The sequence below is a fragment of the Hafnia psychrotolerans genome (assembly GCF_014639435.1).
Classification (GTDB): domain Bacteria; phylum Pseudomonadota; class Gammaproteobacteria; order Enterobacterales; family Enterobacteriaceae; genus Ewingella; species Ewingella psychrotolerans.
The window spans coordinates 152416-177601 of the sequence record NZ_BMFZ01000009.1 but is presented as its reverse complement, the minus strand read 5'-3'; the positions used below and the strand labels follow the sequence as shown (position 1 = coordinate 177601).

At 51.4% G+C, this 25186-nt stretch carries 21 protein-coding genes and 1 pseudogene; 11 read left to right on the top strand and 11 right to left on the bottom strand.

The genetic code is table 11. The features are described from left to right. Window positions 1-224: 224 nt before the first annotated feature. On the top strand, window positions 225-2441 hold the full coding sequence (locus IEV89_RS16565) for a bifunctional diguanylate cyclase/phosphodiesterase (protein WP_188474626.1): 2217 nt from the start codon (window positions 225-227) through the stop codon (window positions 2439-2441). Between the two features lie 111 nt (window positions 2442-2552). On the opposite strand, the gene ppx is transcribed toward IEV89_RS16565, so the two are convergent. The 5 genes and pseudogenes from ppx to purM form a co-directional block, all read right to left on the bottom strand. Further along, the gene (gene ppx, locus IEV89_RS16560; protein ID WP_188474625.1) at window positions 2553-4103 is read right to left on the bottom strand and encodes an exopolyphosphatase; all 1551 of its coding nucleotides are present in this window, start codon (window positions 4101-4103) and stop codon (window positions 2553-2555) included. Between the two features lie 21 nt (window positions 4104-4124). After that, window positions 4125-6209 (bottom strand): polyphosphate kinase 1, encoded by a 2085-nt coding sequence (ppk1, locus tag IEV89_RS16555; RefSeq protein ID WP_188474624.1) that lies wholly within the window; start codon window positions 6207-6209, stop codon window positions 4125-4127. 286 nt (window positions 6210-6495) lie between these two features. Then, window positions 6496-6654 (bottom strand): annotated as a pseudogene (locus IEV89_RS21790) (spermidine acetyltransferase); the annotation flags it as partial. Window positions 6655-6731: 77 nt separating this feature from the next. After that, window positions 6732-7370, bottom strand: coding sequence for a phosphoribosylglycinamide formyltransferase (purN, locus tag IEV89_RS16550; protein ID WP_188474623.1), 639 nt, complete (start codon window positions 7368-7370; stop codon window positions 6732-6734). A 24-nt stretch (window positions 7371-7394) separates the two neighbouring features. Beyond that, window positions 7395-8432, bottom strand: a complete 1038-nt coding sequence (gene purM / locus IEV89_RS16545; protein ID WP_188474622.1) for a phosphoribosylformylglycinamidine cyclo-ligase — start codon at window positions 8430-8432, stop codon at window positions 7395-7397. 252 nt (window positions 8433-8684) lie between these two features. Here purM and upp point away from each other — a divergent pair, with 252 nt between their 5' ends. The 3 genes from upp to hda all read left to right on the top strand — a co-directional run bounded on the left by upp (window position 8685) and on the right by hda (window position 11714). Then, window positions 8685-9311, top strand: coding sequence for a uracil phosphoribosyltransferase (gene upp / locus IEV89_RS16540; RefSeq protein WP_188474621.1), 627 nt, complete (start codon window positions 8685-8687; stop codon window positions 9309-9311). A 202-nt stretch (window positions 9312-9513) separates the two neighbouring features. After that, window positions 9514-10806: a uracil permease gene (gene uraA / locus IEV89_RS16535; protein ID WP_188474620.1), complete on the top strand. Its 1293-nt coding sequence runs from the start codon at window positions 9514-9516 to the stop codon at window positions 10804-10806. Window positions 10807-11006: 200 nt separating this feature from the next. After that, window positions 11007-11714, top strand: a complete 708-nt coding sequence (gene hda / locus IEV89_RS16530; protein WP_188474619.1) for a DnaA inactivator Hda — start codon at window positions 11007-11009, stop codon at window positions 11712-11714. An 18-nt stretch (window positions 11715-11732) separates the two neighbouring features. Here the strand turns inward: hda and arsC are convergent, their stop codons facing one another. Then, the gene (arsC, locus tag IEV89_RS16525; protein ID WP_188474618.1) at window positions 11733-12092 is read right to left on the bottom strand and encodes an arsenate reductase (glutaredoxin); all 360 of its coding nucleotides are present in this window, start codon (window positions 12090-12092) and stop codon (window positions 11733-11735) included. Window positions 12093-12119: 27 nt separating this feature from the next. After that, window positions 12120-13640, bottom strand: a complete 1521-nt coding sequence (gene bepA / locus IEV89_RS16520; protein ID WP_188474617.1) for a beta-barrel assembly-enhancing protease — start codon at window positions 13638-13640, stop codon at window positions 12120-12122. A gap of 281 nt (window positions 13641-13921) precedes the next feature. On the opposite strand from bepA, the gene IEV89_RS16515 reads away from it, so the two are divergent. Then, entirely contained in the window at window positions 13922-14986 is a 1065-nt protein-coding gene (locus tag IEV89_RS16515) for an AI-2E family transporter (RefSeq protein ID WP_188474616.1), read from the top strand. A 96-nt stretch (window positions 14987-15082) separates the two neighbouring features. Here the strand turns inward: IEV89_RS16515 and bcp are convergent, their stop codons facing one another. Further along, window positions 15083-15550, bottom strand: a complete 468-nt coding sequence (bcp, locus tag IEV89_RS16510; protein ID WP_188474615.1) for a thioredoxin-dependent thiol peroxidase — start codon at window positions 15548-15550, stop codon at window positions 15083-15085. Window positions 15551-15563: 13 nt separating this feature from the next. Beyond that, window positions 15564-16142, bottom strand: a complete 579-nt coding sequence (locus IEV89_RS16505; RefSeq protein WP_195826136.1) for a glycine cleavage system transcriptional repressor — start codon at window positions 16140-16142, stop codon at window positions 15564-15566. Between the two features lie 127 nt (window positions 16143-16269). On the opposite strand from IEV89_RS16505, the gene dapA reads away from it, so the two are divergent. The 6 genes from dapA to ypfH all read left to right on the top strand — a co-directional run bounded on the left by dapA (window position 16270) and on the right by ypfH (window position 22599). Then, window positions 16270-17151, top strand: a complete 882-nt coding sequence (dapA, locus tag IEV89_RS16500; protein ID WP_188474613.1) for a 4-hydroxy-tetrahydrodipicolinate synthase — start codon at window positions 16270-16272, stop codon at window positions 17149-17151. 16 nt (window positions 17152-17167) lie between these two features. After that, a complete protein-coding gene (bamC, locus tag IEV89_RS16495; protein WP_188474612.1) occupies window positions 17168-18238 on the top strand; it encodes an outer membrane protein assembly factor BamC in 1071 nt (356 codons plus the stop codon). Window positions 18239-18334: 96 nt separating this feature from the next. Further along, window positions 18335-19048 (top strand): phosphoribosylaminoimidazolesuccinocarboxamide synthase, encoded by a 714-nt coding sequence (gene purC / locus IEV89_RS16490; RefSeq protein ID WP_188474611.1) that lies wholly within the window; start codon window positions 18335-18337, stop codon window positions 19046-19048. A gap of 295 nt (window positions 19049-19343) precedes the next feature. Then, window positions 19344-19796 carry a DUF441 domain-containing protein gene (locus tag IEV89_RS16485; RefSeq protein ID WP_188474610.1) on the top strand — a complete coding sequence of 151 codons (453 nt, stop codon included), beginning with the start codon at window positions 19344-19346 and terminating at the stop codon, window positions 19794-19796. An 11-nt stretch (window positions 19797-19807) separates the two neighbouring features. Further along, window positions 19808-21835: a tRNA(Met) cytidine acetyltransferase TmcA gene (locus IEV89_RS16480; protein ID WP_188474609.1), complete on the top strand. Its 2028-nt coding sequence runs from the start codon at window positions 19808-19810 to the stop codon at window positions 21833-21835. 113 nt (window positions 21836-21948) lie between these two features. After that, entirely contained in the window at window positions 21949-22599 is a 651-nt protein-coding gene (gene ypfH, locus IEV89_RS16475; protein ID WP_188474608.1) for an esterase, read from the top strand. A gap of 75 nt (window positions 22600-22674) precedes the next feature. On the opposite strand, the gene IEV89_RS16470 is transcribed toward ypfH, so the two are convergent. Next, entirely contained in the window at window positions 22675-23784 is a 1110-nt protein-coding gene (locus IEV89_RS16470; RefSeq protein WP_188474607.1) for a phosphoserine transaminase, read from the bottom strand. Then, window positions 23781-25079 carry an ATP-grasp domain-containing protein gene (locus IEV89_RS16465; RefSeq protein ID WP_188474606.1) on the bottom strand — a complete coding sequence of 433 codons (1299 nt, stop codon included), beginning with the start codon at window positions 25077-25079 and terminating at the stop codon, window positions 23781-23783. Before IEV89_RS16465 ends, IEV89_RS16470 begins: the two co-directional genes overlap by 4 nt. Between the last annotated feature and the right edge of the window lie 107 nt (window positions 25080-25186).

Sequence of the window (25186 nt, the reverse complement as noted above, 5' to 3'; positions counted from 1 at the left end):
TATAGACCAAACTAGAATTTGGTGTTAATTACTCTGAAATGTAAAAAACACTTTTTTATCGCATTTGAGTCAAGTCCTGTGAGATCTTCCGAAACATATCTTTTATTGGGGCATCGGTGGGAATCGATGACTGATGACGGCTTTTCTCGATGTTCACCCGACTGCTCATCGACTAAGTTTGGCAGGTATTGCGTGAACTTCATCCGGGAAACATAATCGATTTTATGAATAAATTCTTTTCATGGCGTGAGTTTAGCCGTCAATATTGGGGGCTGCCCGTGCTTAGCGCGTTGGTATTGATTAACGCCGCCTCCTACTTATCACCGGTTATTTTATTGCCGCAAGGTCGTACTTATTTGATGTACATGCCGATAGCGGCATGTGTGGCACTGCTTATGGTCTTTGACTGGCGTGCCATGCCAGGTATCGTTTTGACACTATTCATTCGTTACGACATGCGTATTGACACAGCGATGGCGATAGTAATGACGCTGATTTGGCTGTTTTCGCTCACCGTTGCCTGGGCGGGTTATCGATGGCATGCGGGTAGGCGTTGGTCAGCGGGCTTCGGTTTACTGCGGATGCCTGGGCCGTACGTGCTGTGGCTGGTGTTAATATTGTCTGTGTTATTTGAATCGCTATTGCAGATCGTGGCGGATATGGGCTTGTTGCCTAATTACATGGGCCTGGTCACTCGTGAATTTATGAACCTGCGTACGCTGATCAACTTCCAGGCTACGATGTTAGGTATTTTGCTCAGCAGCCACGTGTGGTACCTGCTACTGCGTATTATCCGTAAGCCGCGCTATCTGCGGGTGATTCTGGCTAACATACGCAATGAACGAACTTCAGGACTGAAAACAGCAGAAGTTATTTTGTGGCTTATATTGTTGGCCTCGATGGTTTTCCTACTCTGTATGAAAGGGATTACTGGCCCGGTCGCGAAGATTATGCTCAGTGATTACACTTTGGCGCTAATGTTGCCTGTGATGCTGTTTGGCGCGATGCGCTACGGTTATCACACGGTCGTTATAGTATGGACGGTGGTGATCACGGTGTTGTTTACCCATCGCAGTGGCTTTATCAGTGAAAAAGGGTTTATCCACAATTTAGTCTTTGTTTCTACGCTCATGCTGGTATTTACGCTGAGCTTGCTGCTGATGTCGGCTATCTCCTCCCGCCAGCGGCGGTTACTGCAGAAAACCCGTTCCGCGTCTCTGCTGGACCCTATCTTTGGCTTGCCTAACCTGCGGGCATTCTCCCGTGATCTCTCTCTATACCCGCGCTCTTTACTCTGTTTCGTCCGTGTTTCGGAGATGGACGTGCTTAGCCGTAACTACGGCATGCAATTGCGCATCCAATTTAAGCAACAGCTGGCCATGGGTTTGAAGCTTTTGATGCAGCCTGGCGAAAGGGTTTACCATCTTCCCGGCTATGATTTGGCATTGCGCTTGAATTGTGATGATAGCGAACAAAAACTAGAGCGGATTCAGCATTATGTCGATAATTTTCGCTTGATTTGGAATGACTTACCGCTGCACCCAAATATCGGTTTAGCTTACTGTACCGTCTTCTCTCCGGTTGAACATCTGCATATGTTGCTGGGTGAGCTGAGTGGTATTGCTGAAATATCGTTGACTACTGGTAAACCGGAGTCAAATAAAAGCGATCATCGTCAGGTACAGAACGAGATCAAAAACAAAGTTGAGATGCTGCATAAAGTTCAGCGTGCATTAGATGAAGATCTATTCGTTCTTATGGCTCAGCCCATTGCGGGGATTCGGGGAGATAGCTATCACGAAGTGTTGATCCGTATGTTGGACGAAAGTGGTGAGCTGATGTCACCTGATAAATTCCTGCCTGTTGTCCATGAATTCGGTCTGGCCTATTTGCTGGATATGTGGGTGCTTAAGCACACGCTGATGTTTATTCATGAGCATCGCGAGAAAATGCCGAGCGTGCGCTTTGCGGTAAACTTCTCACCTTCAACCCTGTGCCGTCCAGCATTCAGCTCGGAGTTTAAAGCACTGATGGCTGAATACCAGGTAGAACCGTATCAGATTGTATTGGAGGTCACTGAGTCACACTTGCTGCATAATATAAAATATGCCGATTATTCGATGCGTGACTTGCGCAATTACGGTTGCCGTATTGCTATAGATGATTTTGGCACCGGCTACGCCAGCTATGATCGCCTTAAGCTGATTCAGGCCGATATTCTGAAAATTGATGGCAGCTTTGTGCGCAATATGTTGACCGAATCTTTGGACGCTTACATTGTACAGTCGATTTGTCAGGTTGCCCGAATGAAACATCTGTCAATAGTGGCCGAATATGTGGAGACCGAAGAGCAGCGTGACGCACTGCGTGCGCTGGGGGTTGATTACATGCAAGGGTATTTGATTGGTAAACCTGAGCCGCTGATAACCCTCATCTCGTGAGCTGTGTGAAGTCAGTCATTTTCATCCTTCCTGGATAGCGACAATGGCGCACATTAACAACCCTCAAAAAGAGGGTTTTTAATGTGCTGCCTGAACTAAGCTTTCACCGACTCATTCGGCTGAGTCTTCCTGATTGGGATCCTCTTCTTCAATCATCAACTTCCAGCCAGTGACATCATCCCAATAACTCTGCTCACGTTCGAAATCCAATTGAACCAGATTATTTTGTGTCAGATATCCGGCCGGGAAGCACAGCGTCCAGTGACTGTCGTCAGTATGCAGGCGCAGAGTTTCTGGCTTGGTGGTTGACTGACGCTGGTTGTTCAATAAGGCGCCCAGACGTAATAGTTGGATCAACGGCAGATAATGTTTTTTCTTGAACAAGTTCAGTCGTGGTAACTCTTCCAGTTTCACCGCTTTGCGATGGAACCGTACCAGCGTCGCCAACAGCGTTTGTTGCTCCTGATTGAATCCTGGAAGATTGGTGTTTTGCAGGATATAGGCTGAATGTCGATGCATGCCGGTATGATTAATGCTCAGACCGACTTCATGCAGCATAGAGCCAAACTTCAGCAGAGATTCAAGTTGAGGCTGAACCAGTTTGCTGTTTTGTGCCAGCCACTGTGCGTACAACAGCTCAGTGGTCTCCAGCACTCGGCGAGCCTGTTCGCGGTCAATATTATAGTGTTCAGCCAGACTTTTCGCCGTGCGAGTGCGGATATCCTGATGACGGAACCTGCCTTCCATTTCATACAGCACGCCCTCGCGCAGCGCGCCGTCTGAAAGGCGCAACTCTTTAATGGCCAGGGCGTCGAAAACCCCGCAGAGAATCGCGAGTCCTGGCACAAATACTGATTGTCGGTCTTCAGACAAACCCGGTAAATTCAGTGATGAGAAGCTTTTAAAATTCAACACCTCTTCGGTGAGCATTTTCAGTCGCTCAGGGGTGATTAGGCCGTCTTTTTCACCCATTTCCACCAGTACTTCGTAGGTGGCTTTGATGGTTCCCGAGGCCCCAAGCGCATATTGCCAGCCCTGCAGGCGATACTGCCAGGCGAGGGTTTCGAGCTTTTGCGCAGCGGCCAGTTGGGCTCGCTTGAAATTGGCGCGGCTGATTTCACCCTCAGGGAAGAATTGCTGTGCGAAGCTGACGCAACCCATGCGGCGGCTTTCTGCCAGCAGAGGTTCGAAATCTTCGCCAATCACCATTTCGGTTGAGCCACCACCGATGTCGATAACCAGTTTACGGCCTTTCTCCGGCTGTGTGTGCTCGACGCCCATGAAGATCAGGCGCGCCTCTTCCTGTCCGGAGATTATCTCAATCGGGTAGGGGATGACTGCGGCCGCGCGTTTTAAGAACTCTTCTGTATTCACCGCCTGCCGCAGGGTGTGGGTACCGACGATGGTGACGTTCTCATCGGCGAAGCCCTGCAGACGCTCTGCAAACAGTGCCAGGCAGTCCAGCCCGCGCTGAATGGCCTCTTCGCTGAGAACATTATTACTGTCGAGGCCGTCGGCCAGATGGACTCGCTGTTTCAGACGGCCTAACACCTGCAACGCGCCATTGACGACGCGGGCGATCACCATATGGAAACTATTCGACCCAAGGTCGATAGCGGCAATTTCCTGTGGTTTGGCATTCATGGTGTTTTTCAGGGGCATAATAGGTGGTGCTCCAAAGTGTCAGGCCTGATCTTTCTGTTGTTTATTATTCCCGTGCTCAAACGCTTTCAGGTATTCATAGATAGCGGATTGCGCGCGCACCTTACGACGATTTCCGCGAGGAACATAACGATTACTGAGATCTTTATCAAGATATCTGGCTTTAACCGTGTCGCTGAACAATAGCTCAAGGATATCCAGTACCCGTTGCTTGATTTTCGGATCCAGCAGCGCTACCGCGACTTCAATACGATAATCAATATTACGCGTCATCCAGTCAGCCGAGGAGAGATACACCTTCTTGTCGCCACCGTTTTCAAAAACATATACCCGGTCGTGTTCTAAAAAGCGGTCAACAATACTGGTCACCTGAATATTTTCACTCACACCCGGTAACTCGGAGACCAGCGAACACATACCGCGGATCAGCAGGCGGATTTTTACCCCAACATTCGACGCAGCGTAAAGCCGATCAATCAAGCCTTTATCCACCAGATTATTGATTTTTAGAACAATAGCGGCTTTCAAACCGGCCTGCGCGTTGGCGATCTCCTGATCGATCAGTGCATATAACATGCTTCTGGAGTTTTGCGGCGATACCATCAGATGCTCGAAGGTAACCGGTCGGTAGGGGTTTTCGATAAAGTTAAATACCCGGCGAACTTCATTGGTGATACGGCTGTCCGCGGTCAGCAAAGAATAGTCAGTATAAAGACGCGCGGTTTTTTCGTTGAAATTGCCGGTACCTATATGAGCATAGCGGACAATTTCATCGCCTTCGCGGCGTGAGATAAGAAACAGCTTAGCGTGAATCTTCAGACCCGGAGCAGAGAAGATAACGTGAACGCCCGCTTCGGTCAGACGTTTGGCCCAGTGAATATTGGCCTCTTCATCGAAGCGCGCCTGCAGTTCGACCACCACTGTAACTTTTTTACCGTTGTGCGCGGCGTGGATCATCGATTCAATAATGCGCGAATCTTTTGCCACGCGGTAAATATTGATTTTGATCGACAGTACGTTCGGATCAAATGCCGCCTGGCGCAGCAGTTCAAGCACATGCTCAAAGGTATAGTACGGATAATAGAGCAGCACATCTTGCTCGCGGATCGCGGCAAAGCCATTGCGGAATTTATTGAACCACAGATGGTGCAAGCGTGGCAGCGGGCGGTTGACCAGATTGGCTTTTCCTACATTCGGGAAGCCGATGAAGTCTTTAAAGTTATGGTAGCGACCGCCAGGGATCACGGAATCATAGTTGGAAATACCGAGTTTCTCGCGCAGCAGTTCCACCATGTCATCTGGCATATCGCGCTGATAAACAAACCGTACCGGTTCTGCGGTCAGACGCTGTTTAAGACTGGAAGACATCAGTTCCAGCAGGCTAGACTCCATCTCCGTGACCAGATCGTATTCGGCATCACGGGTCATTTTCATCGAATAGGCGTTGAGCGTATCGTAATCGAAGAAGCCTTTGAAAATATCATCCAGACAGTAACGTAGGATATTATCAAGTAATATCATTGGCTTGCGGCGTCGCGGGGCTTCCGGTGGCAGATTGACAAAACGTGGAACTTTGTCTGAAGGAATTTCCAGCAGCGCGTACTGCACCTCTTTGCCACGGAGAATCTCGACGGCAAGATAGGTGTAGTCGTCCTTGAGGAACTGTACCAGGTTGGTATCGCGGTTAATCAGAATTGGGGTGATGAACTGGCGTAAATGATGCTTGAAGTACTGACGAAGCCAGTTTTGTTGGTTTTCAGAAACCTGACGCTCATTGATCAGGAAAATCTGATTGCGGGCCATCTCCAGTAGCAAGTCGTTGTACAGACTGTCAAATTCCTGGTCAATACTCAGTACTTTAGCCTGGATCTTTTTCAGCAGATGGCGAGATGCACCAATAAAACCTTGTTCCTCGCTGATCAATATCCGACGCTTGAGGTCAGCAAAACGGACTTTGTAAAATTCATCCAGATTGTTGGAGTAGATGCCCAAAAATCGCATGCGCTCAATCAGTGGGTTACTTTTATCTGCTGCTTCCTGCAGAACACGTTCATTAAAAGACAGCCAGCTTAGCTCTTTTTCTATGTAAAGTTTTTCCTGACCCATTTAAACCCCATTCAGTAAACTTGAAACTTGGCCCAACATTCAGCGTTATCGCTACAACAGCAGGGAAAACTCTCGTCATTTCCAGCTCACACCCGAGGGTGCTCGACATATCTCTGATGAAAATCCGAAGAGAGAGGGGCCTAGTGTCTATGAACAATATTGCGAAAGATTGACAGGAATGTCCAACATAAAGCGGAGGTTTAACCAGATAGAGTGATAACGGCAGAAAAGACGATAAGAAAAAGAGAGAAAAGTCTTACTGGTGAACAAGATATCCTTTTTTCTTCAGCTCACCTTCGAATTCAAATCCTAATTTGCTGTCATGATGAATCGCCTTTTTATTTTCCTTATTGACGATGAAATACAGTTTGTTGAGGCTGAGCACGGAGAAGGCGTAATCCATCGCCAGACGCTCTACCTCGTCAGCAAATCCCTTACTCGGATGTAAACACGCGTCAAAAGAGCGAAAACAAAAAAACCGGCAGGTGGCCGGTTTTTAGTGAAACAATCTCGTTAAGTCGTTTAATCTGCGGCGTAACCCTGCTGCGGCAAAGGGTTGCCGTCGAGAAAGGCCTGACCCTTTTTGAGCTGTAACCGGCCATCAACAAACCAACTGATCACCAGCGGATAGATGCTGTGTTCCTGCGTTTGCACGCGTTCTATCAGGTCTTGCTCGGTGTCATCGCTGAATACCGGTACTTTGGCCTGTAAAATGACCGGTCCGCCATCCAACTGTTCAGTCACAAAATGAACTGAGGTGCCATGTGTTTCATCTTGGTTTTCAATCGCCTGACGGTGAGTGTGTAAACCTGGATATTTTGGCAACAGGGAAGGGTGGATATTCAGCATCCGTCCAGCAAAGCGCTGGACAAATTTGGCATCCAGAACCCGCATATAACCCGCAAGAACCACCAGATCGGGGTTGTAAGCATCGATGGCGTCGGCCAATGCGGCATCAAATGCCGCACGGTCAGCATAAGATTTCACGTCCAACGCATGAGCAGGAATACCTGCCGATTGTGCCCGTTCCAGCCCGAACGCGGACGCCTTATTACTGAAGACGGCGCTGAGTTTCGCGTACACTCGTCCCTGTTGGCTGGCATCAATCAGCGCCTGGAGATTACTCCCTTCGCCGGACACCAAAACCACAATCCTTTTCATCTCAACACCCATCTTTAGTCAAAGTTATTTAATGATAACGCGTTCTGAGGAGTCAGACTCTTTAATCCTGCCGATTTTCCACGCTTTCTCACCATTATCATTCAACAGGGCAACCGCCTCGTCAGCCCGTTCAGCAGGCAGTGCGACCAGCATACCGACGCCACAGTTGAAGGTACGGTACATCTCATGGCGGGTGACGTTACCGGCAGTTTGCAGCCAGGTAAAGACGTCAGGCCACTGCCAGCTGGCTTCATCAATGATGACTTGAGTATTTTCCGGCAGGACGCGCGGAATATTTTCCCAGAAGCCGCCGCCAGTCAGGTGAACGATGCCGTGAACTTCGACGTTTTCGATCAATTTCAGGATCGATTTTACGTAGATTTTGGTCGGCGCTAGCAGGTGATCGGCCAGGGATTTACCTACCAGATCAGTGGCTTCCGGATTGGTGTTGCTGACTTCAAGAATTTTGCGTACCAGGGAGTAACCGTTAGAGTGCGGGCCGCTGGCGGCCAGAGCAATCACAACGTCGCCGTCAGCGACTTTGCTGCCGTCGATAATTTCTGACTTTTCCACTACACCGACGCAAAAACCGGCCACGTCGTAATCTTCACCGTGATACATGCCCGGCATTTCAGCCGTTTCACCACCGACCAGCGCACAGCCAGACTGCTTACAGCCTTCGGCAATCCCCGTAATCACACTGGCGGCGATATCGACGTCCAGTTTACCGGTGGCGTAATAGTCAAGGAAGAACAGGGGTTCAGCACCCTGAACAATCAGATCATTGACACACATGGCGACCAGGTCAATGCCGATGGTGTCGTGGCGTTTCAGGTCCATAGCCAGACGCAGCTTGGTGCCAACGCCGTCGGTCCCTGAAACCAGCACAGGTTCACGATATTTTTGCGGTAGCGCACACAGGGCACCAAAACCACCCAATCCGCCCATGACTTCAGGACGACGAGTCTGTTTTACTACGTTTTTGATGCGATCTACCAACGCGTTACCAGCATCGATATCTACGCCTGCGTCTTTATAGCTGAGAGAGGTTTTGTCGGTCACTGCGGAGTCCCCACGGCGGTTTGGGTTAGTGGTTGAAATGAAGCGCCGCAATTCTAACAGCCCATGCAAACGTTTGCGAGGGGCATGTGCGGTGTGAGGATAAATCTCCTGTCTATACTGTTTATCAGAATTCTATTGGTGCTTATGAGGATTCTATTGATACCGATCAAGCTAATGGCTGTGGTGTTCAAAATAAAAGGCGTTATAATCTCGCGATTTTTTTGCAGCTCAACCACCTTAGGAGAATTAAAAATGAAGATTGTCGAGGTGAAACACCCGCTGGTGAAACACAAGCTGGGCCTGATGCGTGAAAATGACATCAGCACGAAACGTTTTCGCGAACTGGCTTCTGAGGTGGGAAGTTTACTAACGTATGAAGCGACCGCTGATTTAGAAACTGAAAAAGTGACTATCGAAGGATGGTGCGGCCCGGTTGAAATCGACCAGATTAAGGGCAAGAAAATTACCGTAGTCCCTATTCTGCGAGCGGGTCTCGGCATGATGGAAGGCGTGTTGGAAAACGTGCCAAGCGCGCGTATCAGCGTGGTCGGAATCTATCGCGATGAAGAAACACTGAAGCCTGTGCCATATTTCCAGAAGCTGGTTTCCAATATTGAAGAACGTCTGGCGCTGGTGGTTGACCCCATGCTGGCAACGGGCGGCTCAATGATTGCCACTATCGACTTGCTGAAAAAAGCGGGCTGTCAAAGCATTAAAGTGCTGGTGCTGGTTGCGGCACCAGAAGGTATTGCTGCATTGGAGAAAGCCCATCCTGATGTTGAGCTTTACACCGCTTCAATCGACCAGGGCCTCAACGAGCATGGTTACATCATCCCGGGGCTAGGGGATGCAGGCGATAAAATATTTGGTACTAAGTAAAGCAATGGGCCGACTAATGAGTCGGCTTTTTTTTGATTATTTTACTCATCATGACTTCAAGCTGCAGATACGCAGGCTGCGCCTGATCACCCCGGTTACATCGTTATCTATGCTCCCGGGACTCACGGACTTGCCGCCTTTTTACCACTCGAAGTAGGTCGAGTAAAAACTGCGATTTAATTATTTCACAAAGGATCAATCCATGACCCGTCGTGTCATCGGGGTAAGTGAACGTTTGCCGATTTTGCAGACTATCCCCTTGAGCTTACAGCACCTGTTTGCCATGTTCGGTGCTACCGTACTGGTGCCGATATTATTCAAAATTAATCCGGCGACGGTACTGCTGTTCAACGGTATTGGCACCTTGTTATACCTCTACATCTGTAAAGGTAAAATCCCGGCCTACCTTGGCTCAAGCTTCGCTTTTATTTCGCCGGTTCTTTTGCTATTACCGATGGGCTATGAAGCTGCGCTGGGCGGGTTTATCGTCTGCGGGCTGCTGTTTTGTCTGGTGGCGCTGATTGTGAAAAAAGCCGGGATCGGCTGGATCAACGTGGTCTTTCCTCCGGCGGCGATGGGGGCGATCGTGGCTGTCATCGGACTAGAGTTGGCAGGCGTGGCAGCCAATATGGCGGGGTTATTACCGGCTGAGGGTGTGGCGGTGGATTCCACCACCATTATCATTTCGATGGTGACCTTGGGTGTGACCGTACTGGGTTCTGTGCTGTTTCGCGGCTTTCTGGCGATCATCCCGATCCTGATCGGCGTATTGGTTGGCTATCTGTTGTCGTTCTTTATGGGCGTGGTCGATACTTCAGCGATTGCAGAGGCGCACTGGTTTGCTTTGCCGACGTTTTACACTCCGCGTTTTGAATGGGTGGCGATCCTGACGATTCTGCCTGCCGCGTTGGTGGTGATCGCTGAGCACGTTGGGCATCTCGTGGTAACAGCCAATATCGTGAAAAAAGACCTGCTGCGCGATCCAGGCCTGCACCGCTCCATGCTGGCGAACGGGTTGTCCACGGTATTATCCGGTTGCTTCGGTTCTACGCCGAACACCACTTACGGCGAGAATATTGGTGTGATGGCGATCACCAAGGTTTACAGCACTTGGGTGATCGGCGGAGCGGCAATCCTGGCGATTATGCTCTCGTGCGTCGGTAAGCTGGCGGCCGCGATTCAGGCCGTTCCGGTGCCTGTGATGGGGGGCGTTTCCCTGCTGCTTTATGGTGTGATTGCCGCTTCGGGTATCCGCGTATTGATTGAGTCCAAAGTGGATTACAACAAAGCGAAGAACCTGATCCTGACGGCTGTGATTCTAATTATCGGCGTCAGCGGTGCAAAAATTCACATTGGTGCGGCTGAACTGAAAGGTATGGCACTGGCGACCATTGTCGGTATTTTCCTCAGCCTGCTGTTTAAGGTGATTGAAATGGTGCGCGGTGAAGAAGAAATCATCGACATTGAAGATGAGCGGGAAAATCCACCGGCGTGATCCCAGGCGCGAAACGATCGCCGGAGAAGATCATTGCTCCGGCGGTTGTTATTGTTCGCAAGGGGTTGTGCGGCATACAGTTCAACTCCGGGCGGATCCTATGCTAGAATTCTGCCCGTACATATCCGTCTGGTTAACAGTTGAGATAACAACTTTTTGTTGATGATAATATTCGCGGTTTTCAGACCGCATTGGTTGAGGTGCTTCTGAATACGCCGGCACAGCTTTCCCTGCCACTTTATCTTCCCGATGATGAAACTTTTGCCAGTTTTTATCCGGGCGAGAACCCCTCTCTGCTCTCAGCCATTCAAACCGCGCTGCAACAGGAGCATGGCTCTTATATCTACTTCTGGTCACGTGAAGGTGGCGGCCGCAGTCATTTGCTGCATGCGGCCTGCGCTGAGCTTTCTCAGCGAGGTGAAGCGGTAGGCTACGTGCCGCTTGATAAGCGAGCTTATTTTGTTCCGGAAGTGCTGGACGGGATGGAACATCTGGCGTTGGTATGTATAGATAATATTGAAGGCATTGCCGGGGATGACGAGTGGGAAGCTGCGGTATTTCATCTATACAATCGTATTTTGGAAACTGGCCGCACAAGACTGTTTATTACCGGGGACCGTCCGCCGCGGCAGCTCAATCTCAGCCTGCCTGATTTAGCCTCTCGGCTGGATTGGGGGCAAATTTATAAGCTCCAGCCGTTGTCCGATGAAGAGAAACTTCAGGCATTGCAACTGCGCTCGAAACTGCGGGGCTTTGAACTGCCCGAAGATGTCGGGCGTTTCCTGTTGAAGCGTTTGGATCGCGAGATGCGCACGTTATTTACCACGCTGGATCAGCTTGACCGTGCGTCTATCACCGCCCAGCGCAAACTCACGATCCCTTTCGTGAAAGATATTCTGAGCCTGTAGAAACAAGCCTTCACCAGTTTATAGGATCTCCAGTACTTTCTCCGGCGGACGCCCGATCCGTGCCTGGCCATTTGCCAGCACGATGGGCCGTTCTATCAGCCGGGGATGGTCGGCCAGCGCCTGGATCAGTTGCTGCTCGTTAATTGCCGGATCCGCCAAATTCAGCTCTTTATATATCTCCTCACCTTTACGCATCAGTTCGCGCGCAGAGCTGAACCCGAGCTTACTGATCAGCGCTTTCAGCGTATCGGTTGACGGCGGCGTTTCCAGATACAAAATCACGTCCGGGTTCAGGTCTTTCTCTTCCAGTAATTTCAACGTTTCACGGCTCTTGCTACAGTGTGGGTTGTGATAAATGGTGACATCATGGTGTGGCATGGTCATAACCTCATATTTAGGGTGAACTTAGCCTCTCTGATATTGACGGAAACGCCGTTGCAACTGGCGCAACTGGTCAATACGGGCGTCGTAACGTGCCTGCTCCAGACTTCCCAGTTTTTGCAACGCACTGGCGTTACTTAATAACTCTATCGCCTGATCAAAACGCCCAACCAGCGCCATACTTTCTGCTCTGGCTGCCAGTTCTTGCGCGCGTAAACCTTGCGCGGCGGCGGCCTGTGAGAGTAAATCCCAACCATTCGGGTCATTAGGGTAGTTAAACGTATAGCGGTTGAGAATGCGGCTGGCGTTAGCGGGCTGGCCACCTTCCACGTAAGCATTGGCCAGGTTCAGTAACAGTACCGGGTTTTTACTGGTTTCGGCGTTGGCTTTTTCCAGTCGTGCAATGGCCTGTGGAGCATGTTTTTGATCAATATCGACGTCGGTAGATAAATCCAGGAACCAGTCGTTGCCCGGATTCTGAGCCAGCAACGCGTCCAGAATGGAGCGCGCTTGATCGTATTTCTTCGCTTTGTAGAATTGCAGAGCCTTCCCGTAACGGGCGGCCAGCTGCTCACGCACGTTGCCGTTGCTCAATTTGTGTAGGTAGTCATCGCTCAGCGGATAGGATTCTGAACCGTACATACCCAGTATTCGCACTTTGGCTAACAGGAAACTTTGTGACGAGTGGATCGTTGGATGTGACATTTGATTGGCGCGGTTACGAATATCCGCCAGGCGACTGTCAGGTAAGGGATGCGTTAGCAGCATTTCCGGTGGTTTGCTCGAATAGCTTGACTGATCGGCTAGTTTTTGCAGAAAAGCGGGCATCGCCTGTGGGTCAAATCCGGCGCGTTGCAACACCTGAATACCGATGCGGTCAGCCTCTTGCTCATTCCCCTGAGTGAAGCTGATCATACTTTGTTGTGTTCCGGCGAGGGTTCCGGTCAGCGCGGCCATCCCGGCTTGCGGGCTGGCCATCGCCAGCAGAATTGAGCCGAGTGCACCAACCCAGGTCAGCGGGGCGTTTTTTTGCTGATCTTCCATCGCACGCGCAAGGTGGCGCTGAGTCACGTGAGATATTTCGTGCGCCATCACTGAAGCCAATTGGCTTTCATTGTCGGTATAACGGAATAGCGCAGAGTGCAGCACGACATTGCCACCAAAGAAGGCGAAGGCGTTCAATTCATCATTATTGACGATATAAAAATGGAAAGGGGTTCGCACCGAGTAGGCGCTGGCAACCAGACGCAGTCCCAGTTCATTGATGTACTGATTGAGCAGCGGATCGTTAATCAGCGGGGTACTGGCACGCATCTGGCGAGCATAGAAATCGCCCATTTGCAGTTCCTGATCGATACTCAGGATACCCCCGGCAGTGGTGCCCATGTCCGGCAGTTGATCAGCGACAGAGGGTTTGTTTGGGTTAGTTGACGGGATGGGCGTCGTCCAGAATGAACTGTCATCTGCGAGAGCGGGTGCTATTGCTCCTGCCAGCAGGGTGCCCATCAAAAGGGCGGTCACCGTTTTGTTAAACCGCATTGCCATAATTAAACCATTCCTAATGAATAATTGATCGCTCTGACGTAAACAGCGATAAGAGCTCTTCTTCCGTGAAACGGACTCCAGTACACTCTTTCACTGGCACATTCTTGGCTATTTTTCTGACACTTAATAGTAGTCTCATCAGAAACTTTTGAAGCGACTCACCGTTACTCTCTGTGACAACATATTCAGCATAACATTACATTAAGGCTGAATCAGGGACAGGGATGCAGACAGACTGTTTGCTGGCCCGTTATACCAGGATCTTACAGGAGCGATATCCGATGTTAGAGATGTTATTACAATGGTACCGCCGACGATTCACCGATCCTCAGGCCATTGCCTTATTGGCTATTTTGGTCGCAGGGTTTTGTATTCTCTATTTTTTTAACGGTATTCTTGCCCCGTTACTCGTGGCGATTGTGCTGGCGTATCTACTCGAGTGGCCGGTGGCTAGGCTGCAATATCTTGGGCTTTCCCGCACGCTGTCTACCAGTGTTGTGTTACTGATTTTCGCGGGTGTGGTGATGCTGGCGGTATTTGTTATCGCGCCGGTCACCTGGCAGCAGAGTATCAATCTGATGGCTGACTTGCCCAGTATGCTCAACCGCTTTTACGATTTCGCCGCAACCTTACCTAAACGCTACCCGGCGCTGGTTGATGCGGGCATCATCGACATGATGGCTGAAAACTTGCGCGCCAAACTGTCGGGCGTTGGTGATAATTTAGTAAAATTCTCCCTGGCATCACTGGTCGGTTTACTGACGTTGGCGATTTATCTGATTCTGGTGCCGATGATGGTGTTTTTCCTGCTCAAAGATAAAGAACAGATGGTCAGCGCAGTACGCCGCGTGCTGCCACGTGATCGTGGTCTGGCGGGGCAAGTCTGGCTGGAGATGAACCAGCAAATCACGAATTATATCCGTGGAAAAGTACTGGAGATGATCATCGTCGGCGTGGCGACCTATCTGGTGTTCTTCATCATGGGCATGCGCTATTCGTTGCTGTTGGCCGTGCTGGTCGGCCTCTCGGTCCTCATCCCTTACATTGGTGCCATGCTGGTGACTATTCCGGTGGTGGTGGTGGCGCTGTTCCAGTGGGGCATGGGGGCGGACTTCTGGACACTGTTTGTGGCATACCTGGTGGTGCAAGGGCTGGATGGCAACGTCATTGTGCCGCTGCTGTTCTCCGAAGCGGTGAATCTGCATCCGTTGGTGATTATTCTGTCTGTGGTGATCTTCGGTGGGCTATGGGGGTTCTGGGGCGTGTTCTTCGCCATTCCGCTGGCAACGCTGGTCAAAGCCGTGGTACACGCCTGGCCAGATGAATTGCTCAATGAGGCCCCCTAGGGCTGCGTCGTTGATGGGGTGGTTTATATCAGTCGAAAAAAGAAAATAAAAAAAGCGCGTCTGCGCTTTTTTGTCGGTTTCATCCGTCGCTGAGGCTTATTTCTCGTTGATATAAGCCATTACGATGTCGTGATGGTTGCTGGTTTTGAAATCATCGAACACTTTTTCAACCTTGCCGTTACCGTCGAGCAGGAAGCTGATGCGATGGATGCCGTCATAGGTTTTGCCCATGAAGCTTTTCTCGCCCCAGACACCAAACTGTTCACAGACCTGGTGATCTTCATCAGACAGCAGCGTGAAATTCAGCAGCTCTTTATCAACAAAGCGTGAAAGTTTTTCGGGTTTATCGGTGCTGATCCCCAGCACTTCGACACCGGCTTCTTTCAATTGATCCATATTGTCACGCAGGCCGCAGGCCTGAACGGTACAACCCGGTGTCATGGCCTTGGGGTAGAAATAGACCAGGACCTTCTGTCCCTGGAAGTCGGCCAGATTAATCTGTTCACCGTCTTGGTCGGGCAAACTAAATTGCGGCGCAGGATCACCGGCTTTCAGTGGGCTCATTTTCATATCTCCGTCAATTGTCTTCATGCTGAGTGTTGCTAACGACGTTAATACTGCCTTGCGCATTCAATTCTGTACATAGCTGATAAAAAGCTTGTTCAATAATTGTCGCATCGGTGTTTGCCGCGCTGTGAGCCGTCATCTGTATCGACAACTGAGCGGGATTAGTCCCCTCTGCCGGATGGGTCTTGGATGCCAACTCTGCAATGTTCATTTGATGGGTATCGAATAAATCGGTAAAGCGCTCGATCAAGTGCGGGGAATCTTTGACGTCGACTTTAACCCACACGGTGGCAGGCATCGGTGGGCGTTCGTGGGCGCGGGTGCGTTTCATTACAATCAGAAGCTCCAGCTCTGCCCCTTTTTGCGACAACGTGGACTCAATCAGAGTAATGGCATTCCAACTGCCGGAAAGAAGCATGATAAAGGTGAACTCGTCACCGAGCATCGCCAGACGGCTGTCTTCGATATTACAATCGCAACTGCTGACCTGACGGGTAATGGTGTTTACGATACCTGGGCGGTCAGCACCTAATGCGGTGATAACAAGATAGTGTTGTTGTGGCTGCGGCAAAGTTGCTCTTCCTGTCATGCTTGGGAGTATTCCCAAGGAAAACATAAAAAAAACCGCCGGACAAGCGCTTACAACACGTTGATTGCTTGCTTTTGCAGTGGTGTCAAAAGTACCATGAGTGACCTGTTTGTGGAGGGGAAGGTCAATGTTTACGGGAAGTATTGTTGCACTGGTTACGCCGATGGACGACAAAGGTGCCGTCGATCGCGCGAGTTTAAAAAAACTGATTGATTATCATGTGTCCAGTGGTACTGCGGCGATCGTTTCCGTAGGCACAACCGGTGAGTCAGCGACCTTAACGCATGACGAACACGGTGACGTGGTCATGCAAACGCTGGAACTGTCCGATGGGCGCATCCCGATTATCGCCGGAACGGGCGCTAATTCCACCGCGGAAGCGATTTCTCTTACTCAACGCTTTGAAAATACAGGCATTGTTGGCTGTTTGACCGTCACGCCTTATTATAACCGCCCGACTCAGGAAGGTCTGTTCCAGCATTTTAAAGCCATCGCTGAGCATACGTCCCTGCCGCAAATTCTCTATAACGTGCCTTCACGTACTGGCTGCGACATGTTGCCGCCAACCGTGGCGCGTTTAGCAAAAATAAAGAATATTGTTGCTCTTAAAGAAGCCACAGGGAACTTAAGTCGTGTTAGCCAGATCCAAGTGCTGGTTGATGATGAAGACTTCATTCTGCTGAGCGGCGATGACGCCAGTGGTCTGGACTTCATGCAACTCGGTGGCAAAGGTGTTATTTCCGTGACAGCCAACGTGGCAGCACGTGAAATGGCACAACTTTGTGAGCTGGCCGCGCAGGGCAATTTTGCCGAAGCGCGTCGCTTAAATCAGCGCTTGATGCCGTTGCATCAGCATTTGTTTGTAGAAGCAAACCCGATCCCGGTGAAATGGGCCTGTAAGGCACTGGGATTGATGGCAACCGATACACTGCGTCTGCCTATGACGCCGTTAACAGATGCTGCCCGTCCGGTAGTGGAAAACGCATTAAAAAGCGCCGGTTTGCTGTAACTCTTAGGGAGATTTGATGGCCTGTTCATTAGTTCAAAAAACCAGATTACAAAAGTCTATGGTTGCGAAAGTGGTGGGGGTATCCCTCATTATGCTGTTGGCAGCATGTTCCAGCGATCAGCGCTACAAACGTCAGGTAAACGGCGATGAAGCCTACCTGGAAGCACCGCCAGTCAGTGAGCTGAAAGCACCCGCAGGAATGATTCTGCCACTGCAAAATGGCACTTATGACATTCCTCGCGGCGAGCTTAACGGCAACATTGGCAAACAACTGGATATCCGTCCGCCAATGCAGCCGCTGGCGCTGTTCAATGGTTCACGTACCCAATTTACCGGCGACAGCGGTACCGTGTTGTTGGAAAAAACGCCGCAAAACAGTGACCTATGGAACAACGTAGTTAAAGCGGTTCAACAAAATAACTTCAAAATCGCCAGCCGCGATGATGCTAACCAGACGTTGTCTACCGACATGGTTGACTGGAATCGTGCTGATGAAGACTTCCAGTATCAAGGTCGTTACCAGATCAGCGTTCAGCAGCAGAACTACCAGTTAGCCCTGACGGTGAAAACACTCGAGCTGAAACAGCAAAATAAAGTCATTACTTCACCGGCTGAGATCCAGCGTTATAACAGCCAGATGCTGAACGTCATCACCGCAAGTCTTGATAAAGTGCAGCAGGATGCGCAAGCCCGTCTGGATAACCGCAAAGTCGGTGAAATCGACGTGCAGAGCGGCGCTGATGACACCGGTTTACCTGTGCTGATCGTACGTACAACCTACGGCGTTGTGTGGGATCGCCTGCCGAATGCCTTGGCTAAAGCGGGTATGAAGGTGACCGACAGCAGCCGCCCTCAAGGTACGCTGTCTGTGACTTACAAACCATTGAGTGATGGTGAGTGGGATACCTTAGGTGCGAAAGATCCGGGACTGACCTCCGGGGATTACAAACTTCAGGTCGGCGACCTCGAAAACCGCAGTAGCTTGCAATTCCTTGATCCTAAGGGGCATGCCCTCAGCCAGTCGCAGAACGACGCGATGGTAGCGGTGATGCAGGCCGCGTTTAACCAGAGCAGCGCGACGAAGTAAGACATGATCAGAAAGGGGCTTCGGCCCCTTTTTACCTCCTTTTATTTTATCGAGTGATGTTACAAGTATTACCACTACATATTGGAGTAACTTAAGATGCAAAAGTTAGCTGAGTTGTATCGCGGAAAGGCGAAAACCGTCTTCACCACCGAAAACCCAGACCTGCTGGTGTTGGAGTTTCGCAATGATACGTCAGCACTGGATGGTCAGCGCATTGAGCAGTTCGACCGTAAGGGTATGGTTAACAACAAGTTTAACCACTTCATCATGAGCAAGCTGGAAGAAGCCGGTATTCCGACCCAAATGGAACGCCTGTTGTCTGACACCGAAGTGCTGGTGAAAAAGCTGGATATGGTCCCGGTTGAATGCGTGATCCGTAACCGTGCGGCGGGGTCGCTGGTAAAACGTCTGGGCATTGAAGAAGGTCTGGAACTGAATCCACCGTTGTTCGATTTGTTCCTGAAAAACGATGCGATGCATGATCCGATGATCAACGAGTCTTACTGCAAAACTTTCGGTTGGGTTAACGAAACGCATCTGGCGCGTATGAAAGAGCTGAGCTACCAGGCTAACGATGTGCTGAGCAAACTGTTTGATGATGCCGGTCTGATTCTGGTCGACTTCAAACTGGAATTCGGTCTGTTCAATGGTGAAGTCGTGCTGGGTGATGAGTTCTCTCCTGATGGCAGCCGTCTGTGGGATAAGAAAACCCTCAATAAGATGGACAAAGATCGCTACCGCCAGAGTCTGGGTGGCCTGATCGAAGCTTACGAAGAAGTTGCTCACCGCATCGGTGTTAAACTGGATTGATCGGCAACGATTTTTCAGCCTGACAACGCAATCGTTTACGCAGCGGTAATATGCATGTTGTCAGTGAGAAGGGCGGTCATTTGGCCGCTTTTTTATTCTCCGCATCACCTGGTTCAACGCATTTTTGATACCGGTAATCCGGATCACTGCAACACTTTTGCCAGTCGTTAATCCTGCGACACGGCCGTGATTGAGTTCTGGTTTACCTGCAAAAACTGTTCAATAATCAATGGCCGATCCAGAGAGGCCCCACGGAGTCTCTTTTTCTTTCTTATATTGAATCGCAGGGAATGCTATGGTCTTTCTCGACCCAACCCTTTTGATCTTACTGGTCTTTGCCGGGCTGGGCATCATCAGCCACAACAGTGCTGTCACTATCGCAATGTTTTTCCTCGTGACGGTACGTATTACACCGCTTAACAGCTTCTTTCCATGGATTGAAAAATACGGCCTGACCATCGGTATTATTATTCTGACCATTGGTGTGATGGCACCGATTGCCAGCGGAAAAATCAGCGCCAGTACCGTGGTGCACTCCTTCCTGCATTGGAAATCCATTGTCGCCATTATGGTGGGTGTGCTGGTGTCATGGCTTGGCGGGCGCGGTCTGGTCTTGATGGGCTCTCAGCCTCATCTGGTGGCTGGCCTGTTGGTCGGAACGGTGCTTGGCGTGGCGCTGTTTAAAGGTGTGCCTGTCGGACCGCTGATTGCCGCTGGCCTATTATCTATGCTGGTGGGGAAAACCTGAACGCAATGGATATGGCGCTGAAACTTACCTTGCAACAGCAGATGCATAAACAAGGTGTCCGCCGTTTACTGATCATCAGCGGAACGGCCGACTGGTGTGTTGAACAGGCGATGCAGTTCAGCGCAGGGCAGCCCGGTGATTGGCTCTGGATAGGCGAGAGCCCACCGCCGGAAGTGCAGTCCGTGAGTTTTTCTGCGACGCAAACGCTGCTTGGACAGGAAAAAATGCACGGCGTATTTGATGCGCGCTTCGGGCTGAACGTCGACGCGTTGGCGGCATTCTCCGGTACGCTGAAAGCCGGAAGCTGGCTGGTGCTGATGATTCCACAATGGCATCTCTGGGCGCAACAGCCGGATGCCGACAGTCTCCGCTGGAGCGAGCAATCACAGGCGATCCCCACTCCCCGTTTTATTCATCGTTTTAGGTCTTTATTGCCAGACCATCCGCATATTGCGATACACCGGCAGAATCATCCTTTTGAACTTTTGCCTTTACCCTATGCCGCAGACTGGCTGCCGCCTGACGGCCAGCCGACGCCGGAACAGCATCAGATCCTGCAACGGCTGAAGCAGGCCAAATCCGGCGTATGGGTACTGACCGCGCCGCGTGGGCGGGGAAAATCGACGCTGGCGGGAATGCTGACACAGCAAACGTCAGGCACCTGCTGGGTAACCGCGCCGGGTAAAGCATCGGCCAGTCAAATCCTTAACCCGCTCGCAGATTGCGTGCGCTTTATCGCGCCGGATGCCTTGCAGGTACTGTGTCGCGAAAAGCCGGTCACCGGTGTGGATTGGCTGATCATCGACGAAGCCGCAGCGATCCCGGCACCGGTGCTGGCAGAGCTGATTGCCGCTTTTCCTCGCGTTCTCCTGACCACAACGGTTCAGGGCTACGAAGGCACCGGGCGTGGATTTTTGTTGAAGTTCTGCGCCTCATTGCCGCAGTGGCACGACCTGCGCTTGTCCGCCCCGATACGCTGGTCAGCACAGGATCCACTGGAGCCGTTTATCAGCGAGTTGTTGCTGTTTGGTGACGATCTGCCGGAGATAAGCGCCGTGGGCGGAACGTCGGAAATATTCTCGATCCACGCCGATGACTGGTTGCGCGATTTGGCGTTGTTAAAGGGTTTCTACGGCTTACTGACCAGCGCGCATTACCGCACATCGCCACTCGATTTACGTCGTTTACTGGATGCGCCGGGTATGACGTTTACCGCAGCACGACAGGAAACAATGCTGACGGGAGCACTCTGGCTGGTTGACGAAGGGGGATTATCCCCGGAACTTGCACATGAAGTCTGGGCAGGACGCCGCCGCCCGCGCGGCAATCTGGTGGCACAGTCCCTGGCAGCACACGCCGGTTTCCCGCAGGCTGCGGTGCTACGTTCACGCCGCGTCAGCCGTATTGCGGTGCATCCGGCGTTCAGACGCCTCGGCATTGCCCGGGAATTACTGGCGCAGCAAAAGCTGTTCACGCGAAAGCAAGGGCTGGATTTCCTGTCGGTGAGTTTTGGCTACACGGAAGCATTGGCAGCACTGTGGCAGCAGGCCGGATTCCGGCTGGTGCGCGTCAGTACGCAAAAAGAAGCCAGTAGCGGATGTTATGCCGCGATGGCCATATTACCGCTCAGCGATGCAGGGCTGGAACTGGCGGATACGGCAGAACGACAGCTCCACCGCGACTGGCGCTGGCAGGCCGCGCAGGTGGATGTCACGCTGCCACTCCCGCTAACTGGCGACACGCAGCCTGATGAGGCCGACTGGCGCGAACTGGCCGGATTTGCCTTTGCACATCGTCCGCTGGAAAGCAGCTTGCCTGCTTTGAACCGCCTGCTGCTGTACAGTCAACTGCCGCTGGTAGCCCTGCGAGCCTCGCTGCAACAGGGAAAAAATACCGCTGAAGTCATACAGACGTTGCAACTTCCCAGCCGGAAAGCGCTGATCACGCTCTGGCGGCAGGAAACTCAGCAGGTGCTGAAAGCGAGCCATCCTGTCGCCTGGGAACGCTGGCGGCAGTTTGCGGCAGCGCCTTTACGGTAAAGGATCCAATGGTTTCATTGCAAAAAATGAAAAGACTCGTTCAATAAAACCCGGCTATCACTGACCGTCGGGCGGCGTATAGTGACCGGATTAACCTAAAACGGGAGAAACCTATGAGCTCAGAGCAGGTCATCGTGCAGCAGCCGGAACAAAGAGCGAACCAACTGATTTTACTATTTCACGGCGTGGGTGATAACCCGATCTCCATGGGCGAAGTAGGGAAGTTTTTCGCGATTTCCTTTCCGCAGGCGCAGGTTATCAGTGTCGGCAGCCCTGATGTCTGTGATTTTGGCCGTGGCTTCCAGTGGTTTTCCGTGCAGGGTGTGACTGAGCAAAATCGTCAGTCGCGTATCGACGCCGCGATGCCAGCGTTTATTGAGATTGTGCGTGACTGGCAGCAAAAAACCGGTGTGTCACCGGAACACACGACACTGGTGGGTTTCTCGCAGGGTACAATCATGTCGCTGGAATCGACCAAAGTGGAAGAACATCTGGCCTCGCGGATTATCGCCTTCAGCGGGCGTTTCGCAAACCTGCCGGAAAAACCGATTGCCACAGGCACCGTGGTGCATTTCATTCATGGCGAACAGGATCCTGTGATCAACCCGTTCCAGTCGAAAAGTGCTGCTGAACGTCTGAAATCACTGGGCTGCGACTGTACACTCAATATTCAGGCGGGAATGGCCCACGGTCTGGATTCGCATATGATCAACACTGCGATTGCCCATTTACAGAACGACGAGTTGCAATCGCAGCAACACTGATCTTGCTCTCTGGTTTAAACAACAAAGCCCCCGAACGAGAGATCGTCGGGGGCTTTTCATGGCAAGTGAAGCCGATTACTTGGATGACTTGCGATTGTTACGCATGAAGTCGTCCATGAAGTTGGTCAGCTTTTCAGCCGCCGGCAGTGAAAGCGCGTTGTAGATAGACGCACGGATCCCACCAATCGCGCGATGCCCGGCCAGACCGGAGAAACCGGCCTTCTGGCTTTCGGCCAGGAATTTCTTCTCCAGTTGTTCATCAGGCAGTGTAAATGCCACGTTCATTTGTGAGCGGTCTTCCTTGCTGCTCCAGCCGTTATAGAAACCGTCACTGTTATCAAGCATGGCATAAAGCAGCTCGGCTTTGTGGCGGTTGGTTTGCGCCATATTATCCAGTCCGCCGACATCATTGAGCAACCAGCGGGTGACCAGCAGTACGACGTAAATCGCGAAGACCGGCGGCGTATTCAGGTTGGAATGAGATTCAACCTGACGGCGGTAATTCAGAAACGACGGCAGTTCCTCTGGTGAGGCTTTTACCACGGTGTCGTGAACCAGCACAATAGTGACGCCTGCCGGACCGATGTTTTTCTGTGCGTGGGCGTAAATCACCGAGAATTTATTGGCATCGCAAGGTTTTGACAGGAAATCCGAGGACATATCACAGACGCGCGGCACATCGTCGCGGCCGAGTACGCGCTGAAACTGTAACCCTTCAACGGTTTCATTCGACACGTAATGCAGATACGGGGCATCCGGTGAAAACGCCAGTTCGTCATCTGCAGGCAGACGGTTAAAGTGGCAGGACTCTCCGCTCCAGAGCACTTTGACTGGACCTTCGCGGCGTGCTTCGGTGATCACTTTGCTGCTCCAGTAACCGGTATCGAGATACTCCGCCGCCTGTGTTTTACCACGCAGTAGGGTCATGGGCACCATAGAGAACTGCTGAGTCGCTCCGCCCTGCAAGAACAAAATGTGGAAATCTTTCGACAACCCGAGCAGGGTGCGGATATTGTTTTCCGTTTCTTCAACAACCGAGGCAAACCAGTCGGATCGATGGCTGATGCCGAGGATGGAAAGCCCCACTTCCGGCACGTCGTTAATGGCGGCTTCAACCTGCGCCAGAACCACTTCTGGCAATGCGCCGGGACCCCCAGAGAAATTCAGAGCGTTACGTGAAATCATACTAATTCTTGTCCTTTTAACACATCAGCGGATGCGTTGGCGTGCGCGAATGCACGGGATAACAGCAAATCGCGGCATGCTGTTTTAACTTTATTCATGTGAATTTGTTTGTGCGGGAACATGACTTCGAGATCCATCGCGTGGATCACCATCGCCGGGTCGATCTCGAAGACCAGCAAGGTACCTTCCGGCGTCTCGCTGCAATCAATACCCAGATAATCAAGCTGTGTGATGTCGAAAATTGCTTTCAGCGCGTCCCGGTGGCGGGCGGCAAACTCACTGAAACCCGTGAGGAAAGCGGCTTCTTCTTCACGCTTTTTCGGATCTTCGTACATGAAAGCATTGACGTAATGCACCATCCAGTGCGACGAAATCGCCATATGGCAGGCATAAGGTACGCCGTCGATCAGTGAAATACGGTACTTACGAAACTGGCCGTCTTCGTTGCTATAGTCGATAAATTTCGAGAGGAAATACTCTTCGACCTGAACACGGGTTAGATAACTGGCCAGCTCGGCCTGAGAAGTCACCCTTTCCAGACCGTGACCGCCGTGCGAACCGGCAGGCCGCAGAATCACCGGGAAATCGCTGTCAGGCAACGCGTCATTCAGCGTGATTTGCCCGGCAACAACCGCCGATAGGGTCGCCAGTGTCACAGGATAGGCTTGCGCAATGGTTAAACCCGGTTGATTTTGTAGCACGCGGCTGGCGATATGGCGCTCAGAGTTCGGGATGTGCTGTGGTGCATTGATCACCGGTACCGGCCATTGGCGGGTGACACTTGCCAGTTGCTGTAGCAAGAACAGATTTTCGGTGGTGGCACTGATGCCAATCATCAGCACATCGTGTTCAGGGATCGGCGCGTCAAACGGGGCTTCCGGCGTGATGTAGTAATAAATCAATTCGATGTCGCTGTTTTCCAGCAGGCAGTCGAGCGGCACGTTGGCAGACAGTGTGCCGGGCACCATTAGCATCAGCAAACGCAGTTTCGCGGGCGGGTGTGCAGCCTTAAGGGTGTATACCTGCTGCATCGCCAGCGCCTGATTCTGAATCGTTAGGCCAAGCTCGGTGCGTTGCAGGCACAGCATCACCGTGGAGAGGTTCATCCACAGTACGGCATCATCAGGGTTTTGTTGCGCGCGCGTGATCAGTTCCTGCGCAAGGGCCGTACATTCGTCACCGGCAATACTCATGCGTAAAAAAGGAGCCAGCCCCAGAAATTGCGTCGCGTCGAAAGTCTCAGGCGTTAGATTCTGATCCGGCGAAAGCGGATTTAATGTTTGCAAGGGGGTCATCTCTCCGGGCATCGGTTTCACGTCATATCATAACGACCGGAGAGCGGGGCAATCGGCAGAGAATCGCTACATAACCCGCCGACTAATAGTGATTAGATAAGTTATTA

What these genes read in the sequence shown, in the direction of transcription:
- IEV89_RS16465 (WP_188474606.1), bottom strand. Translation starts at nt 25,079, where the DNA reads ATGACCCCCTTGCAAACATTAAATCCGCTTTCGCCGGATCAGAATCTA.
- ppx (WP_188474625.1), bottom strand. Translation starts at nt 4,103, where the DNA reads ATGCCCCTGAAAAACACCATGAATGCCAAACCACAGGAAATTGCCGCT.
- upp (WP_188474621.1), top strand. Translation starts at nt 8,685, where the DNA reads ATGAAGATTGTCGAGGTGAAACACCCGCTGGTGAAACACAAGCTGGGC.
- ypfH (WP_188474608.1), top strand. Translation starts at nt 21,949, where the DNA reads ATGAGCTCAGAGCAGGTCATCGTGCAGCAGCCGGAACAAAGAGCGAAC.
- dapA (WP_188474613.1), top strand. Translation starts at nt 16,270, where the DNA reads ATGTTTACGGGAAGTATTGTTGCACTGGTTACGCCGATGGACGACAAA.
- ppk1 (WP_188474624.1), bottom strand. Translation starts at nt 6,209, where the DNA reads ATGGGTCAGGAAAAACTTTACATAGAAAAAGAGCTAAGCTGGCTGTCT.
- bcp (WP_188474615.1), bottom strand. Translation starts at nt 15,550, where the DNA reads ATGAGCCCACTGAAAGCCGGTGATCCTGCGCCGCAATTTAGTTTGCCC.
- bamC (WP_188474612.1), top strand. Translation starts at nt 17,168, where the DNA reads ATGGCCTGTTCATTAGTTCAAAAAACCAGATTACAAAAGTCTATGGTT.
- bepA (WP_188474617.1), bottom strand. Translation starts at nt 13,640, where the DNA reads ATGGCAATGCGGTTTAACAAAACGGTGACCGCCCTTTTGATGGGCACC.
- purC (WP_188474611.1), top strand. Translation starts at nt 18,335, where the DNA reads ATGCAAAAGTTAGCTGAGTTGTATCGCGGAAAGGCGAAAACCGTCTTC.
- IEV89_RS16565 (WP_188474626.1), top strand. Translation starts at nt 225, where the DNA reads ATGAATAAATTCTTTTCATGGCGTGAGTTTAGCCGTCAATATTGGGGG.
- arsC (WP_188474618.1), bottom strand. Translation starts at nt 12,092, where the DNA reads ATGCCACACCATGATGTCACCATTTATCACAACCCACACTGTAGCAAG.
- IEV89_RS16480 (WP_188474609.1), top strand. Translation starts at nt 19,808, where the DNA reads ATGGCGCTGAAACTTACCTTGCAACAGCAGATGCATAAACAAGGTGTC.
- uraA (WP_188474620.1), top strand. Translation starts at nt 9,514, where the DNA reads ATGACCCGTCGTGTCATCGGGGTAAGTGAACGTTTGCCGATTTTGCAG.
- IEV89_RS16470 (WP_188474607.1), bottom strand. Translation starts at nt 23,784, where the DNA reads ATGATTTCACGTAACGCTCTGAATTTCTCTGGGGGTCCCGGCGCATTG.
- IEV89_RS16515 (WP_188474616.1), top strand. Translation starts at nt 13,922, where the DNA reads ATGTTAGAGATGTTATTACAATGGTACCGCCGACGATTCACCGATCCT.
- IEV89_RS16485 (WP_188474610.1), top strand. Translation starts at nt 19,344, where the DNA reads ATGGTCTTTCTCGACCCAACCCTTTTGATCTTACTGGTCTTTGCCGGG.
- IEV89_RS16505 (WP_195826136.1), bottom strand. Translation starts at nt 16,142, where the DNA reads ATGACAGGAAGAGCAACTTTGCCGCAGCCACAACAACACTATCTTGTT.
- purN (WP_188474623.1), bottom strand. Translation starts at nt 7,370, where the DNA reads ATGAAAAGGATTGTGGTTTTGGTGTCCGGCGAAGGGAGTAATCTCCAG.